This is a genomic window from Aliidiomarina quisquiliarum (assembly GCF_023922585.1).
GTDB classification, from domain to species: domain Bacteria; phylum Pseudomonadota; class Gammaproteobacteria; order Enterobacterales; family Alteromonadaceae; genus Aliidiomarina; species Aliidiomarina quisquiliarum.
On the sequence record NZ_JAMFTN010000023.1, the window covers coordinates 13510 to 29020 of the forward strand.

The 15511-nt window shown below is 45.8% G+C and carries 14 protein-coding genes; 7 read left to right on the forward strand and 7 right to left on the reverse strand.

Features of this window, described 5'->3' with window-relative positions; all coding sequences use genetic code 11:
* Positions 1 to 75: 75 nt before the first annotated feature.
* From tehB to M1L23_RS09570, 5 genes are all read right to left on the reverse strand, one after another.
* Entirely contained in the window at positions 76 to 660 is a 585-nt protein-coding gene (gene tehB, locus M1L23_RS09550; protein WP_252627143.1) for a tellurite resistance methyltransferase TehB, read from the reverse strand.
* A 124-nt stretch (positions 661 to 784) separates the two neighbouring features.
* Positions 785 to 1570 carry a PhzF family phenazine biosynthesis protein gene (locus M1L23_RS09555; protein ID WP_252627144.1) on the reverse strand — a complete coding sequence of 262 codons (786 nt, stop codon included), beginning with the start codon at positions 1568 to 1570 and terminating at the stop codon, positions 785 to 787.
* Between the two features lie 43 nt (positions 1571 to 1613).
* The gene (locus M1L23_RS09560; RefSeq protein WP_252627145.1) at positions 1614 to 2693 is read right to left on the reverse strand and encodes a lipoate-protein ligase LplAB; all 1080 of its coding nucleotides are present in this window, start codon (positions 2691 to 2693) and stop codon (positions 1614 to 1616) included.
* 102 nt (positions 2694 to 2795) lie between these two features.
* A complete protein-coding gene (locus tag M1L23_RS09565; RefSeq protein ID WP_252627146.1) occupies positions 2796 to 3467 on the reverse strand; it encodes a hypothetical protein in 672 nt (223 codons plus the stop codon).
* Complete coding sequence (locus M1L23_RS09570) at positions 3464 to 3832, reverse strand: RusA family crossover junction endodeoxyribonuclease (protein ID WP_252627147.1); 369 nt, start codon at positions 3830 to 3832, stop codon at positions 3464 to 3466. The genes M1L23_RS09565 and M1L23_RS09570 overlap by 4 nt, the downstream gene beginning before the upstream one ends.
* 197 nt (positions 3833 to 4029) lie before the next feature.
* Between M1L23_RS09570 and M1L23_RS09575 the strand changes: the two genes are divergently transcribed.
* The 3 genes from M1L23_RS09575 to M1L23_RS09585 all read left to right on the forward strand — a co-directional run bounded on the left by M1L23_RS09575 (position 4030) and on the right by M1L23_RS09585 (position 6575).
* A complete protein-coding gene (locus tag M1L23_RS09575) occupies positions 4030 to 4419 on the forward strand; it encodes a hypothetical protein (RefSeq protein WP_252627148.1) in 390 nt (129 codons plus the stop codon).
* An 8-nt stretch (positions 4420 to 4427) separates the two neighbouring features.
* Positions 4428 to 5177, forward strand: a complete 750-nt coding sequence (locus M1L23_RS09580) for an ATP-dependent Clp protease proteolytic subunit (RefSeq protein WP_252627149.1) — start codon at positions 4428 to 4430, stop codon at positions 5175 to 5177.
* Between the two features lie 99 nt (positions 5178 to 5276).
* Entirely contained in the window at positions 5277 to 6575 is a 1299-nt protein-coding gene (locus tag M1L23_RS09585) for a DEAD/DEAH box helicase (RefSeq protein WP_252627150.1), read from the forward strand.
* An 81-nt stretch (positions 6576 to 6656) separates the two neighbouring features.
* Here M1L23_RS09585 and M1L23_RS09590 read toward each other — a convergent pair whose 3' ends face one another.
* Positions 6657 to 8192 (reverse strand): S10 family peptidase, encoded by a 1536-nt coding sequence (locus M1L23_RS09590; protein ID WP_252627151.1) that lies wholly within the window; start codon positions 8190 to 8192, stop codon positions 6657 to 6659.
* 364 nt (positions 8193 to 8556) lie between these two features.
* Here M1L23_RS09590 and M1L23_RS09595 point away from each other — a divergent pair, with 364 nt between their 5' ends.
* Positions 8557 to 11133: a TonB-dependent receptor gene (locus M1L23_RS09595; protein WP_252627152.1), complete on the forward strand. Its 2577-nt coding sequence runs from the start codon at positions 8557 to 8559 to the stop codon at positions 11131 to 11133.
* A gap of 157 nt (positions 11134 to 11290) precedes the next feature.
* Positions 11291 to 12367 (forward strand): tellurite resistance/C4-dicarboxylate transporter family protein, encoded by a 1077-nt coding sequence (locus M1L23_RS09600; RefSeq protein ID WP_252627153.1) that lies wholly within the window; start codon positions 11291 to 11293, stop codon positions 12365 to 12367.
* Between the two features lie 79 nt (positions 12368 to 12446).
* On the opposite strand, the gene M1L23_RS09605 is transcribed toward M1L23_RS09600, so the two are convergent.
* Complete coding sequence (locus M1L23_RS09605; protein WP_252627154.1) at positions 12447 to 13631, reverse strand: thiolase family protein; 1185 nt, start codon at positions 13629 to 13631, stop codon at positions 12447 to 12449.
* 231 nt (positions 13632 to 13862) lie between these two features.
* Between M1L23_RS09605 and M1L23_RS09610 the strand changes: the two genes are divergently transcribed.
* Both M1L23_RS09610 and M1L23_RS09615 read left to right on the forward strand, forming a co-directional pair.
* Positions 13863 to 14285: a MerR family transcriptional regulator gene (locus M1L23_RS09610; RefSeq protein ID WP_252627155.1), complete on the forward strand. Its 423-nt coding sequence runs from the start codon at positions 13863 to 13865 to the stop codon at positions 14283 to 14285.
* A 9-nt stretch (positions 14286 to 14294) separates the two neighbouring features.
* Positions 14295 to 15467, forward strand: a complete 1173-nt coding sequence (locus M1L23_RS09615) for an isovaleryl-CoA dehydrogenase (RefSeq protein WP_252627156.1) — start codon at positions 14295 to 14297, stop codon at positions 15465 to 15467.
* Positions 15468 to 15511: the final 44 nt, after the last annotated feature.

The following is a 15511-nucleotide window of genomic DNA, read 5'->3' on the forward strand; positions in this document are numbered from 1 at the left end:
CTTCACCCATGGCATTCTCCAAGTAGCTTGCGTATCAAAGCGCACCATATCGCTATGGCGTTAAAGCGTCAATATTCACTCCGTTTTCCGCGCCAACATAGTGGCAAACTGTAGCTGTGCGCCATTATGCATGGTGCCTAAGTCTTCATTGTATTTAACCAGTTCCCAGCCTTGGTAGGCTTCTGCTAGCTGCCCTTCTTTGAAGGTAAACCGAAATGGCATGGGGCATGGGTGAGCGGCGGTGCTCATAGCGCAAACAATTAAGTTATAACCACCAGGTAAGGTGCGCTCTTGCATGTTGGCAATCACGGCATTAACACGGCTGGGGTCGAGGAACATTAACGTAACGGTGCAGGCAATAAAACCAAAGTCTTTCGTTAAGCTGGCATTGTTAATGTCGTATACCTGCGCCTGAATGTTATCAATATTTTCTTCGCTAATAATTTGCTGCAGCATATGGATAGCGCTGGGGTTGTTGTCCACTGCGGTAACATTAAAGCCAAGCTGGCTTAGGTATAAGGCATTGCGGCCATTCGAACAGCCCATGTCTAGGGCGTTGCAGGGCTCGTTAGCTTTACCCAGTTCAATAATTTTGCACGCTTCAACTACTTCACTATGGGCAGGGTTTAAGCCGTAACGGCTATTTAAGTCAACTGTCATGGGAACCACTTAGTTATTGAAATGTGGCCGTATGTTACTACGTCTACGATGCAATTTTATGCCAATACACCAGACCTTTAGGGCTACCACTTACTGGGTATCTTCAGCAGGCCAAAGCTATGAACTAATGTGGGATATAAATCTCAGCTGTCATGTAATCAGCACATTGCCCGTTCAGCACAACGCGATCATTTTTCATTTCGCAAACTATTTTGCCACCTCGCTTAGAAAGTTGGCAGGCAGTGAGTTTGCTTTTGCCAAGCCGTGCGGCCCAATAGGGTGCAAGTTCGCAATGGGCCGAGCCTGTGACTGGATCTTCGTCTACTCGCAATTTTGGAAAAAAACAGCGGCTGACAAAATCAACCTCAGTACCAGGCGCGGTAACCACAACACCACGTAACCCTATCTGCTGAAACATGGCTAAATTCGGTGTTAACGACTGTACGTCTGCTTCGCTGTTATACACCGCCACATAATCAAAGCCAGCCAGTACCTGTATGGGTGCTTTGCCTAGCCCGTCTATTAACGCTTGCGGAACTTCTGTAGCCATTAATGGGGTCGCTGGAAAGTCCATCGAATAACCTGGTTCATTACGAGTTACTTTCAATGGCCCGCTACGCGTGTGAAAAACTATTTCAGGCTTAGAATAGGCGAGCTGATTAAAAATAACATGCGCTGCCGCAAGTGTGGCGTGGCCGCATAAGTCAACTTCCTCAGCTGGCGTAAACCAGCGCAATTCAAAGGCATTTCCGGCGGGTACGAAAAACGCCGTTTCAGAAAGGTTGTTTTCTTCAGCAATGGCTTGGAGCAAGTTGTCATCAAGCCAAGCCTTTAGGGGGCACACTGCCGCCGGATTACCTTCAAACACACGTTCGGCAAACGCATCCACTTGGTACATTGTTAAGTTCATTGGTTGTCCTTTGTATAAGGCGGTTTGCCTTTGCGGGCTAAACTTATTTCACCTTATATAGCCAGTCGTCGGTTAAGTACTTCTCGGCCACTAAGGTTTTCGCGCTGGCAAGCTCTTCGGCTGAGTATTCTCCCAATTGAGTTTGGTAGGTGCTGGCGAAGTGGCCAATGAACGCATCGATTATAGCGGCACGGCTTAAGCCGGTTTGGCTACGCATGGGGTCGACTCGCTTGTTGGCACTTTTGGTGCCTTTGTCGGAAAGTTTTTCACGGCCAATACGTAACACTTGCAGCATTTTATCGGCGTCGATGTCGTAGGCCATAGTGGCATGGTGCACTGTGACACCGTTGGCAAAACGCTTTTGTGCGGCGCCGCCAATTTTACCTTGCTCTGAGCTAATATCGTTCAAGGGTTTATAGTGCGCTTTAATGCCAATCTCGCCTAAGGCCGCTAACACCCATGCGTCTAAAAACTGGTACGACTGCTCTATGCTCATGCCATCCACAATTGAGGTGGGCACAGTGAGTGAATAGGTAATGCAGTTGCCCGGCTCCATAAACATAGCCCCGCCGCCGGTGGCACGGCGCACCACTTGTATGTTGGCTGCTTTCGCTGCTTCCATGTCCACTTCATTTCTAACGGACTGAAAACAACCAATCACCACTACAGAGTCGCTCCAATCCCAAAAACGCAAGGTTGGTCCGCGTAACCCTTTGGCCACGGTGTTGGCTAATACCTCATCTAAAGCGGCATGCTCTGCGGCGGGTAAAGTGACCGGTGGAATAAGGGTGAATTCATGATCAAGCCAGCTACTCGCCTTACCTAAAGCGCGGCGCACGGCCGTGGCCACCGCTTCCGCAGAAAAACCAAACATCATCACATCGTCGTCGAGCGCTGCTTCAATTGCCGTGGTAAGTGTTTTGTGACTGGCGGTAATAGGTAAGCCGTTGAGTGCTTCATTAATTTGGATTAACGCAGAATCGGGCTCTAGGAAGAAGTCACCAGAAATACTCACTTGGCTTAATAGCTCCTGCTCCACGTTCACATCTGCAACCACAAGCTTGCCACCTGGTACTTTGTATTCACCGTGCATTGTTACTTCTTGCATTGCTGGTTCCTGCATTTCTGATTCCTGTATATGTTCGCCCTAGCCTAACGGGGACTTGTTTGAAAAGAGAGAATGAGTGTCATTCTAAGAGCCCTAGCATAGGCAAGCAAGGGGTACTTAACGGCTGCCCGTTGACTCAATACTAGTTATAATTTCATTCAACAATAAAATGCCTTCCGCTACTTGCTTTTCGGTTATTGTGACGTCAAACCCGTGCATTACCTTGTTTCTTAATTCTATCAGTTCATTCAGTTTGTCGGTTTGTTCCATAGACAGCTCACCGTCTGAATATAAATGGTTTATCATTCGTTTCGTCTGACATAAATCCAATGGCAAGTTAACTAACCTAGACTTTATTCTTAACCATGATTCAAGTTGAGTGGAAAGTGAAATTAACGCATTGGGTAACATATTCATACTAACTAAAGTGTCTATGTCTTTTATTTTTTCTTTTAACAGTTGCTGGTCTGGAAGGTCTGCGTCAACGATGGACACAACCTTGTTGACAGAGTCATCCAACGTTACTAAAGCAAATTTCCAGCCTTCATTAGCAGATATTTGTTGCGATATTTCTTGAAATTTTTGAATAGGTAAGCGTTTTAAACTTGGTCTTATTTCCACCACAACACCGCCGTTATCTTTAACCGCGAGCAGGCTTGGTTGGTAACCTTTCGTATCGATGGGTATTTTATCTAAAGATGGCGCTATGAAAACTGTGTACCCTTTGTTTTCAAACTCCAAGGCTATTTCTTTCGCTTTATCAAATTCGTCTGCTCTATTGTTATTCATAAATACACCCCAAGCTTGTCTGCACTTTGCACCCTTACATAAACGATTTCATTGCCAACCTTTACTGCGTCAGCCAATATTTTAGGTAAACCGGTGATAATAATAACGTCGGTTAGGTATCTTCTGTGGCTATCAACGTCAGATATTTGAACATCGTCTTCGTACACAATTCCAACCATAGCGTCTTGAATTGGTTTAATAATATTGTCGATATCGGCTGGTGAGTCATCACAAAGATAAACTAAGGTTAACCTTAGGTCTGTGCCTATTGGTATATACGGATTCTTCCAATGACGCTGAGCAAACCGCTCTACGTAGGACTTCCAGGCCTGTAAGTTACCCCTATTTTTAGTCTGGTGAGACATTGGCCTCCTTGGAATGATAAATTCAAGCAATGAGGTATACCTCCTATCAAGCGTATGCGTATATTATTTAACCAGCAAAGTTGAAATTAACGAAGATATACTCACTAAGCAAGAAAATTACGGGTTACCTAACTTTGCGTAACAGCGCTTTTAGGCTAATAATAACCATTAAACCCTTAATGTTCTGGAGCACCCTTATGAACGCTCGAACCCTTATATTATCGCTGTTTTTAGCTTTTGCTACCTGCACTATTTTTGCAGCGCAAGCTGAAACAGACGATTTTATGCATTCCGTTAAGCACATGCACATTCACGAAACTTCCTTTAAAATAATTGATTCGAACTGCAATACTCAAATATCGCTGACAGAAGAAAAGCTTGCCGAAATTAACCAACTCGTTTTAGCCAAAACAGGAATGAGTTACCAAGCCTTAGTGTCGCAACTTAGTGACCCTGAAGACGTTAAAGCGCAGGCGGAAATGTCCACACAAGCCCTGTTAGACAGTAATTGCGACCCAGCTTATTTAGAGTATTGGCACATGGTAATGAGCGAAAGCTTGGAACAATACCTGAGTAGCTTTCAGTAGGTTGATAAATGAAAATTGTTGCTCAAGTATTTGTTTTAGCCGTTGCCTTAGCAGCTTGTACTACCACAACTAGCCAGCCTGAACATGGTCACCCTGCCTTTGGCGAATCAACGGTTTACCTGCAAGGTAACACGCTGATATATTTGGGCGAAATCACCAAGGCTCAAAACGAATTAGCTTATAAGCTCGCTGCAGAAGCTCGTTTAACCGGCACAAAAAGTGTGGCTCTATTTCATATCGACTCGAGTGGCGGTAGTGTTCAATATGGTATTGAGTTAGCAGAATGGATTAAAGCCCAAGAGTTAGACGTTTCAATAGGGTATTTATGTGCCTCTTCTTGCGCCAATTACATTCTTGCTGCTGGCAAAAGAACCTATTTAGCCCCCTATTCAACTTTAATGTGGCATGGCAGTTCATATCAAAAAAGCATCAGCAAGAAAGTACAGCAAGGCGATGAAAACTCTTATAAATGGCGTAAGTTAGAACAGGCGTTCTTTGCCAGTGCTAATGTGTCATCGTTAATGACTGTCTGTGGGTTTGACCATATTAATATCGTTGACGAGTTATTGGCGCGATTGAAAATTACGCCCATTGCAGGCTTTACCTATTCAAGCACAGACCTATATCGCTTTGGTTTAACCAATATCATACTCCCTGAGCAAGGGTGGCATCCTGCCAATAAGTTATTTGGCCAGAAAATTGCTAAAACAAAACATTGTGAATCTGTGTCTTGGCAATTTGGTAGCGTAGAACCTTAAAAAGCTCCCAACCTAACAAACAACTGCAGTAAAACCCGTTCTGCTGTATGATTAGCCCACATTTTTGTATTATTCCTTTGATAGAGTACCGCGTTACTGATGAAATTTTCCGAATTAGGCCTGAGTGATTTAATTTTAAGCGCCCTTGAAACCGCAGGGTATACCTCTCCAACTCCTATACAAGCCCAAGCCATACCTCCCGTGCTCGAAGGCAGAGACGTGATGGCTGCGGCGCAAACTGGCACTGGCAAAACTGCAGGTTTTACCTTACCTATTTTAGAGCTTCTGAGTAAAGGCGAACGTGCCGAGCCAAATACGGCGCGGGTACTTATACTTACGCCTACCCGCGAATTAGCGGCGCAAGTTGCAGCCAGTGTGGCTGAATACAGTACGAACTTGCCTTTATCGCACGCCGTGGTATTTGGTGGGGTGAAAATAAACCCGCAAATGATGCGCTTAAGAAAAGGCGTTGATATTTTAGTGGCCACGCCTGGTCGTTTACTCGACTTATACCAGCAAAATGCCATTCGTTTTCCGCGATTAGAAATGCTGGTACTTGACGAAGCCGACCGTATGCTCGACATGGGTTTTATTCACGACATTAAAAAGCTCATACGCTTTTTACCCCCGAAGCGCCAAACCTTAATGTTTTCGGCTACCTTCTCGAACGACATTCGTGAACTTGCCAAAGGTTTAATGCAAAACCCAGTTGAAGTTTCTGTTGCGCCAGCAAACGCCACTGCCGACCAAGTTGAGCAGTTAGTGTATACCGCTGAGCGGACGCAAAAGCCACGCATGTTAATGCAAATTTTACGTGAGTTGAACCTGCCCCAAGTGCTGGTATTTTCTCGAACAAAGCATGGTGCTAACCGGTTAGTGAAGCAGCTCAGCCAAGATGGTTTTCTGGCCGTGGCTATTCATGGTAATAAAAGCCAAGGGGCACGAACAAAAGCACTGGCCGACTTTAAAGCCAACAAAGTACAGGTTTTAGTTGCCACCGACATTGCTGCCCGTGGGTTAGATATTGAAAAGCTACCCTACGTGGTGAACTACGATTTACCGCACGTTGCTGAAGACTATGTACACCGTATTGGTCGTACCGGCCGTGCTGGGGAAAGCGGCCATGCTATTTCCTTAGTAACCGATGAAGAAACAAAGTTATTGTGGGCCGTTGAAAAGTTAATAGGCCAAAAAATTGAGCGCGGTGAGCTTGAAGGCTTTGCGCCCGTAGAGCTAACTGGCAAAGTTTCTTTACCGCCGCCAGGGCAGAATCGTCAACCTCGCCGACCACGTCAAGACCAACGTTCAGGCCAGCCAGGTAACCGCGCTGGTGGGCAACGAACTGGTTCACAAAAGCCTGCTGCTCGCGACCGTCGTGGCAGAAGTCAGCCGAAGTAAAGTATTGCTTTAAAGCAACAGACATTAAAAAAGGGGGTGCTGTAAAGCGCCCCCTTTTTGTTTTCCTAGCAGCAAAAGTATTTAGTACTTTGCCGCTTCACCTTCTGCCGGCAATGAGTTCAAAATAAACTCACGCAAGTGTTCGTTCGACAAACGTAAGTCGTCGTGGCGTAAGTACATCATGTGCCCACTACGGTAGCCTTTGAACGATAAGCGATCACGCATTTTGCCGCTAGGATCAAGCTGCCACATGCTGTATTTGGCGTCAAAATAGTTGGTGGCACCGTCGTAGTAACCCGACTGAATCATTACATTCATGTAGGGGTTTTGGGCCATAGCATGGCGCAAATTAGGCCCAGTGCTGTCGTTGCTTCTGTCCCACGGGTGAACGGGACCAAACATGTTGTATTTTAGGTCGGTTTTCAAACCAAGCTCTTCACGCAAGTAATGGTTAATAGCTGGCGTGAATGAGTGCAACCATGAAGTAAGCTCTGAGTTAAAGTCGGGCCGTACACCAACGTCTTTGCGGTCAATACCCATGTAACGTGAGTCTAAACGGCCTACGGTAAAGCCTTCTTCACGCATTAACTCTTTCCAAAAGAATGCAGTGTCGATGTCTAAGTTGCTTTGCAAAACAACCTCTTCACTTAAACCTGAATAGCGCGCTACCTGGCGAGCCACTTCATTACGCTGGTCTTCTGCTAACCACGCCCCCATAGCTAATGCCGGTAGGTAGGTGTTAATAGTGAATTCTTCTACTTCAGGTAAAATGTCGTAGAGATCTTTCTCCTGTAAGTCAGCAGCTAACTTCTCGTGGAACCAAGCTGTGGCAGCAAAGTACGGCAAACGGTTAGCTGCTTTTACTGGACCACTGCGATCGATGCCCATTTCGGTTGGTGACACGAGCACCACACCGTTAATGTACATCCACTGGGAGTTTTGTAAGGCATGAGCTAAGCCTGCAACACGGGTGGTACCGTAGCTTTCGCCAATCAGGAACTTAGGCGAGCGCCAGCGGTTGTAGCGGGTAGTAAAAGTATTTAACCATTCGGCTAGGTACTTTACGTCGGCATTCACACCAAAGAATTGCTCACGCTGCCATTCGCGTGAAGGCATTTTACCGTCGCGGCCAGGCAATACGCGGCTATAACCGGTGTTCACTGGATTAATAAATACAATGTCGGTGGTGTCGAGTACGGAATAAGGGTTGTCTTTCACCCCATAAGGCTGAATAGGAAAGCCTTCATCGTCAACACGTAGTGCTTTGGGGCCCGAGTAAGCAATTTGCATCCATACCGACGCCGAGCCTGGGCCACCGTTAAATGAATACATAATGGGGCGTTTTTCTTGTTCACGAACACCTTGGCGCTCGTAATACACATAATGCACTGCTGCTATGGGGTAACCTTCGTCGTCCCATACGGGTAAAAAGCCGTTATAGGCTTTGTAGTCTACGCGCTTACCGTTAATAGTTGTGCGGTGTGAGGTAACCACCACCGATTCTGCTTCCACTGTACGGCGAAAGTCGGTGGTTGCCTCTTGTGCTACTGCCGGAGCTATTCCAGCGCTAAATGCAACTGTGCAAACAAGTGCTGCACCGTAAAGCCAAGTTTTCATTGTTATATCCTGCGTTAAGTATGTTAATTTTGCTTACCTACAGAATTCAACGAATCAAACTAAAGCACAAGTCAAACAAGATAAACGTGCCAATTTTTAAGATATCTTTGTAGACCCACAGGTATAGTTTCATGGTGTTGCCCGCCGCTTAAATATTTGAGGTTTAGTAATTTTGAGGTTTAGTAATAATGCATTTGTTTTAGGATTGTATTAGCTGCCAAACCAAAATATAACAAATGCATAGTAACAGTGTAAGCAAACTCACAAAAACAACTTTTACGGCTAATTACCCAGCAATTCTATTGACACTTATAATAGCTTGTGTACTTAATGTTATTCCCGTTAATACTAAAGGACTATGGACATGGAATTAAAGTACAAGCAATCCCTTTGCATGATTGCCATCGCTTCTGCATTGATAGCTCCGACTATTTACGCCCAAGAGCAACAAGAAGAGGCCGAGGCGGATGCCAAGCCAGTAGAAAGAATACAAGTAACAGGTTCACGTATTAGCCGAACAAGTATGGAAGGAGCTTCACAGGTTGAAGTGATTGATCGCGACCGAATTGAAGCTTCAGGCTTTAATAACTTACAACAAATATTAGAGCGTTTACCCGCCGCAGGGGTGGGTACTTTCTCAACACAAGGCAATAGCCAAGATACGACCGCTAATGGCGCAGCAGCCATAAGTTTAAGAGGCTTTGGCGCTGACTCAACGCTAGTTTTGTTAAATGGCCGTCGCATTGCCGTTTCTTCATTTGCAGAAGGTGTAGCAAACACATTTGTAGATATTAACTCAATTCCTGTCACTGCCATTGAGCGAATTGATATTCTAAAAGACGGTGCCTCAGCTATATATGGTTCTGATGCCGTAGCCGGTGTGGTGAATATTATCTTACGTGACGACTTTGATGGCGTAGAAGTTTCAGCCAGCCATGGTGGCACTACAGGTGACGCTAGCTATGAAGAGTCCACTATGAGCCTAGTGTGGGGCATGGCTGGAGAAAAAAGCAATACCACCATAGTATTGGATTACTGGAAAAACACTTCTATTTTTGGCAGTGAAATGGGTCAGTTTGGTAACCCAGATCAACGCGCTCAAGGTGGCCCGGATAGACGCTCATCACGCGGTTTCCCAGGTAGCTTTATTTTAAATGGCGTGGAGGTTGCAGACCCTAACTGCCCTCCAGACTCGCTTAGTGGTAGCCGATGCGTATTTGACTATGGTCCTTATGCTCAAGTATTCCCTGCGGCTGAGCGAGTCGGTGCGCTGATAATGTCTCGTCGACAACTTACTAATTCAGTAGAAGCATATATAGAAATAGCAACACAACATAACCGTTCAAAAGCGGGCGGAGCTGCAACACCGCTCGACGCCGATGCAGGACTTTATGTGCGTGCCGATCATCCTAACAACCCATGGAACGAATATGTAGACATTAACTTTTTCCGTACCGTTGATGCCGGCTCTCGCTTGTGGGACATTGAATCGAATACGCTCCGCTTTGTTGCTGGGCTCCGTGGCGATTTTAATCAGTGGCAGTGGGACACTTCCGTTCAAAAAGGTCGTAGTTCTAGTATGCAAACGGGTGGCTATGGACAAGGCTGGGTTCGAACCGACTTTCTCCAAGAGCAGATTAACTTAGGTAACTACAATCCATTTGGCGGCACTATAAACAGCCCCGAAGTAATTGAGGCCATTACAACCACCTTAGTGCGTCGTGGTGAGTCTCATTTAACAGCTTTGGATGCAAACATTACTGGTGAGCTGTTTAAGTTTGGCGACGGTTATATTTCCATGGCTGCTGGTGTTGAGTATCGAGAAGAAGATGTATTCGACCAACCCGATGACCAATTCCAGCGTGGCTTGATATTCGGTACTGAGTCGGTTCAAGCACAAGCTAAACGCGACCAATGGGCGGCTTATGCGGAGTTTCTGATTCCGATCACGTACGATTTAGAATTAACTGTGGCAGGTCGCTATGACGATTATAGTGATTTTGGCTCTACCTTTAACCCACAGGCTAAGCTGCTCTGGCGTGCCACTGATGATTTAACCTTCCGAGCTTCTTATGGTGAAGGTTTCAGAGCCCCTTCCCTTGCGCAAATAGGTTTAGGCCCATCACAAGTATCAACTTTCTTCGTCGATACTTACCGCTGCCAAGACTCTGGGGCGAGCTGTAACGAGCTTGATTACACTATTATTTTTAGTGGCTCAGACTCATTAGAAGCGGAAGACTCGTCCAACTATAACCTAGGGGTTGTTTGGCAGCTAACCAGCTCTCTCGATATGTCAGTTGATTACTGGTCGATTAAGCAAGATAACAAGATCGATCAAAACAACTATGAAACTGTTTACGCAGCTGAGTGTAATAATCAAAACAGTACCGTTTGTGTGCGACATGATCCTTTGCCAGGGCAAAGATTAGGCGGGTTAGCAGAACTACATAATAGCTATGTTAACTTCGCTTCTCAAAAAGCTACTGGTATAGATATGTCTGCAAACTACAAAATGAGTTTGCAAAAATACGGTGACCTACGTTTTGGTATCGATTGGTCTTACTTACAGAAGTTTGAGAAAAACAATATTGACTACAGTGGTGAATATGAGTATCCAGAGCACCGTTGGACAGCCCGTTCTGAGTGGTCTCACGGGTCGTTAGGCGTTAATTTAAGCTTGAACTACATTGGTGAATTTGAAGACTATCAACCGCCGGCGCAAGTTGAAGTGTCTAAAACGCGTATGGTTGACAGTCAAATGTTAGTCGATTTACAAGTACGCTATAACGTTACGCCAGCATTACGTTTGTCTGTCGGTGCGTCAAACTTACTAGATGAAAAGCCACCTGTGGCATTTAATTCAGCCACTTACGGTTATGCTTCAAGCGTGCATAACCCAAGAGGCCGCTTTATATATAGTAAAGTAAGCTATTCTTTCTAAACGAGTAACTATTAAAACTCTTACTATTAAAACGTGCGCTTCGGTGCACGTTTTTTTTGCTTTCTCTTTTTTAAACCAATGACCACACATTTGTAAAATACAAATAAAGAGAGTAATAAAGTCGAGCTAACTGAGCACAAGAAAGCAGGTAACTTGAATGATAAATTCATCAAAACACAGTAAAAAAACTAGTAAACAACCGTCTGATTTGGCAGAGCTGTCACCCGCCTATTTTGGTATGGTGATGGCCACAGGTATTGTGTCGCTTGCGGCCCATTTACTTCAACACACACTTATTGCCAAAGCCTTATTCCTGCTTAATATTGTGGTGTACATTAGCCTCTGGATATTAATGCTAATTCGCTCTATTCGATACCCGAAACACTTTTTCGGCGACATGATTGATCACTTGCGCGGGCCTGGATTTTTCACGGTTGTGGCCGCAACCGGTATTTTAGGCTCGCAGTTTGTTTTACTAACCGCCAATTATGGCATTGCCACCGTACTTTGGGCGGTTGCCCTGCTGCTTTGGTTTGGCCTTACTTATACAATATTTACTGGTTTAACCGTAAAGGAACGCAAACCTACTCTCGACAAAGGCATTAGTGGCGCTTGGTTGCTAGCCGTAGTTGCCACACAAGCGATTGCGGTGTTAAGTGTGTTATTGGCTGTGCACGTTACCCAGCCGGGTAAGTTAGAAATGAACTTTCTTGCTCTTTCTATGTGGCTTTGGGGTGGCATGCTTTATATTTGGATGATGTCGCTGATTTTTTACCGCTATACATTTTTTTCATTAGCGCCTGGCGATCTGTCACCCCCCTATTGGATTAATATGGGTGCCATGGCTATTTCTACCTTGGCTGGCTCGTTACTTATAATTAATGTAGCCGACGCCCCTTACCTCACCTCTTTGTTACCCTTTATTAAAGGTTTCACTATTTTTTATTGGGCCACCGGCACCTGGTGGATTCCCATGTTGGTAATTCTGGCTATTTGGCGCCATGTCTATAAACGTTTTCCCTTAAAGTACGATCCGCTGTATTGGGGGGCTGTGTTCCCCTTGGGCATGTATGCCGTAAGCACCGAGCGTATGAATGAAGCCATGGGGTTCCATTTTTTAAGCTTCTTACCCCCTACGTTCTTTTATATCGCCCTTACCGCCTGGTTAATCGCTTTTATTGGGTTTTGCCACGATCTGCTACGGCGCATTATTTTCAAGAGGCTTCCTGCATAATTTCAACCTATACCGCATATAAAAAAACCCGCAGCTTATTGCTAAGCAGCGGGCTATACGATTGTTACGAAGCACTCGTTTATAGGGAAACTTCCACCGCTAAGGCAACGGCTTCACCGCCACCAATACAGAGCGAGGTAACACCTTTTTGCTTGCCACGCGCTTTCAGCGCATGAATTAATGTAACTAATAAACGCGCACCAGAAGCACCAATAGGATGGCCTAAAGCACAGGCTCCGCCGTTCACGTTTACTTTTTCAGCATCAAGCGCCATGTCTTTTATTGCTACCATGGTGACCATGGCAAAGGCTTCGTTAATTTCCCACAAATCCACATCGTCTTTAGTCCAACCGGCTGAAGTTAACACCTTATTCATGGCGCCAACCGGGGCGAGGGTAAACTCGTCTGGTTTTTGTGAATGCGTAGCATGCGCCACAATGCGAGCAAGTGGTGTTAAACCGCGGGCTTTGGCTTCCGCTTCGCTCATAACCACCAGCGCGGCTGCACCGTCGGAAATTGAGCTAGAATTGGCCGCTGTAACCGTGCCGTCTTTGGTAAAGGCTGGGCGTAACGTAGGAATTTTTTCTACCTGCGCTTTACCAGGCTGCTCGTCGAAGGTAACGCTTACGTCGCCTTTACGGGTGCTATAAGTAACAGGAGTAATTTCATCCACAAAACTGCCGATTTTAATTGCATCTTGAGCACGAGTTAGCGAACGAATAGCAAAGTTGTCCATGTCTTCACGGCTAAAGCCATATTCGTCGGCGGTTGCTTGGGCATAGTTTCCCATGGGTAAACCTTCGTAGGCGTCTTGCAAGCCGTCCCACATCATGTGGTCGAGTACTTGGCCATGACCCATGCGGTAACCGCTACGAGCTTTGTCGAGTAAGTACGGTGCATTCGACATGCTTTCCATGCCCCCTGCCACCACAATTTTCGCACTGCCTGCAGCCACTAAGTCATGGGCTAGCATGACGGCTTTTAAGCCTGAGCCACACACTTTATTCAAGGTCGTGGCGCCAGCGCTATAAGGTAAGCCAGCTCCAAGGCTTGCTTGACGAGCTGGTGCTTGTTTTAAACCAGCAGGTAATACACAACCCATTAATACTTCGCTGACATCGTCGCCGCTTATGCTTGCACGCTCAAGTGCCGCTTTAATGGCGGTGGCTCCTAATTCAGTTGCGCTTACTGCACTTAACTCGCCTTGGAAGCCACCCATTGGGGTACGAGCGGCAGCAACTATTACTATGGCGTTAGAACTCATGGTCTATTCCTTTTTGATGGCTTTTTATATTTTATGCGCGCATTTTGGCACACCTGAGCCGTAAAACAAATGAAACGGCCTTATACTTAAGTTAGTGGCTGCTGCATTTGGCGTTAAAATATCGATACAACCTTAGCAAAAGCGAACTCAAAGCCAACCTTTACGTTAACGTAAACTTCATCTAAGCTAGCGTCGAATATAAGTACACGCTTGTGGTAACGAGGACCAACCATGGTAGACAATATTGCGACCAACCCAGAACGGGTTCGGCGTACTCAAGATGACTTCAGCATTAGTGATTTAGCTCGCGAGTTTGATGTAACCACGCGCAGCATCCGCTTTTATGAAGACCGTGGTTTGCTGGCCCCCGAACGCCGCGGACAAACACGTATTTACCATCAAAAAGATCGGGTGCGGTTAAAGCTTATTTTACGCGGCAAACGCTTAGGCTTTACCTTAGCCGAAACCAAAACCTTGTTCGACATGTACGACCGTGACGGCAGCAGCGTGAATCAGCTGCAAATAATGCTTAAGCTTATTGAAGACAAGAAAGCTGCCCTACGCCAACAACTCGACGACATTAAAGTGGTACTTCACGAGCTCAACGCTGTTGAAGCCGGGTGCCGCACAGAGCTCGAAGCCAAATTAACTTAGGAATACCTTATGATCAGTCAATTTAAATCACTGAATTTCGACCTTGGTGAAACTGCCGACATGCTGCGTGAAGCAGTGAATGCTTTCGCCCGTGAAGAAATAGCCCCTCGTGCGGCGGCTATCGACGAAGCCAATGAATTTCCTGCCGACTTATGGGCTAAGTTTGGTGACATGGGCTTATTAGGCATTACTGTACCGGAAGAATTTGGCGGCGCAGGTATGGGTTACCTTGAACATGTTATTGCCATGGAAGAAATTAGCCGTGCTTCTGCCTCTGTAGGCTTGAGCTATGGCGCTCATTCCAACTTATGTGTGAACCAAATCAACATTAATGGCAGCCAAGCACAAAAAGAAAAGTACTTGCCTAAGTTACTTACTGGCGAGCATGTGGGAGCCTTAGCCATGAGTGAACCGAATGCGGGCTCCGACGTGGTGAGCATGAAGCTGCATGCCAAAAAAGACGGCGATGACTACATTCTTAACGGTAACAAAATGTGGATCACCAATGGCCCAGATGCCGATACCTTAGTGGTATACGCAAAAACCGAACCTGCAGCAGGCGCCAAAGGCATTACTGCATTTATTGTAGAGCGCGACCAAACCCCAGGCTTTAGCACGGCGCAAAAACTCGACAAACTCGGCATGCGTGGCTCGAACACCTGTGAATTAGTGTTTGTTGACGCACGGGTACCGGCGGAAAACATTCTTGGCGGCCTCAACGAAGGTGTAAAAGTATTAATGAGCGGCCTTGATTACGAACGCGCAGTATTAGCCGCTGGCCCTCTAGGCATTATGCAAGCCTGTATGGACATTGTAATTCCATATATTCATGAGCGTTCTCAGTTCGGTAAAGAAATTGGCCAATTTCAATTAGTGCAAGGCAAAATTGCCGACATGTACACTCAAATGAATGCTGCTCGGGCTTATGTATACGCTGTTGCTAAATCGTGCGACCGCGGTGAAACCACTCGTAAAGACGCCGCAGGTGCTATTCTTTATGCAGCGGAACTTGCTACTAAAATGGCTCTCGATGCTATTCAATTACTTGGTGGTAATGGTTACATCAATGAATATGCTACTGGCCGTTTATTGCGCGATGCCAAGCTATATGAAATTGGTGCGGGCACCTCAGAAATTCGCCGTATGCTCATTGGCCGCGAATTGTTTAACGAATCGAAGTAAAGGTTTTCATTAACCATTTAAGTAACGTATTTAAATAAGGAGCT

Bases quoted from the DNA above. Each gene is read 5' to 3' on its own strand.
- tehB (WP_252627143.1), bottom strand. From the start codon at position 660: ATGACAGTTGACTTAAATAGCCGTTACGGCTTAAACCCTGCCCATAGT.
- M1L23_RS09555 (WP_252627144.1), bottom strand. From the start codon at position 1,570: ATGAACTTAACAATGTACCAAGTGGATGCGTTTGCCGAACGTGTGTTT.
- M1L23_RS09560 (WP_252627145.1), bottom strand. From the start codon at position 2,693: ATGCAGGAACCAGCAATGCAAGAAGTAACAATGCACGGTGAATACAAA.
- M1L23_RS09565 (WP_252627146.1), bottom strand. From the start codon at position 3,467: ATGAATAACAATAGAGCAGACGAATTTGATAAAGCGAAAGAAATAGCC.
- M1L23_RS09570 (WP_252627147.1), bottom strand. From the start codon at position 3,832: ATGTCTCACCAGACTAAAAATAGGGGTAACTTACAGGCCTGGAAGTCC.
- M1L23_RS09575 (WP_252627148.1), top strand. From the start codon at position 4,030: ATGAACGCTCGAACCCTTATATTATCGCTGTTTTTAGCTTTTGCTACC.
- M1L23_RS09580 (WP_252627149.1), top strand. From the start codon at position 4,428: ATGAAAATTGTTGCTCAAGTATTTGTTTTAGCCGTTGCCTTAGCAGCT.
- M1L23_RS09585 (WP_252627150.1), top strand. From the start codon at position 5,277: ATGAAATTTTCCGAATTAGGCCTGAGTGATTTAATTTTAAGCGCCCTT.
- M1L23_RS09590 (WP_252627151.1), bottom strand. From the start codon at position 8,192: ATGAAAACTTGGCTTTACGGTGCAGCACTTGTTTGCACAGTTGCATTT.
- M1L23_RS09595 (WP_252627152.1), top strand. From the start codon at position 8,557: ATGGAATTAAAGTACAAGCAATCCCTTTGCATGATTGCCATCGCTTCT.
- M1L23_RS09600 (WP_252627153.1), top strand. From the start codon at position 11,291: ATGATAAATTCATCAAAACACAGTAAAAAAACTAGTAAACAACCGTCT.
- M1L23_RS09605 (WP_252627154.1), bottom strand. From the start codon at position 13,631: ATGAGTTCTAACGCCATAGTAATAGTTGCTGCCGCTCGTACCCCAATG.
- M1L23_RS09610 (WP_252627155.1), top strand. From the start codon at position 13,863: ATGGTAGACAATATTGCGACCAACCCAGAACGGGTTCGGCGTACTCAA.
- M1L23_RS09615 (WP_252627156.1), top strand. From the start codon at position 14,295: ATGATCAGTCAATTTAAATCACTGAATTTCGACCTTGGTGAAACTGCC.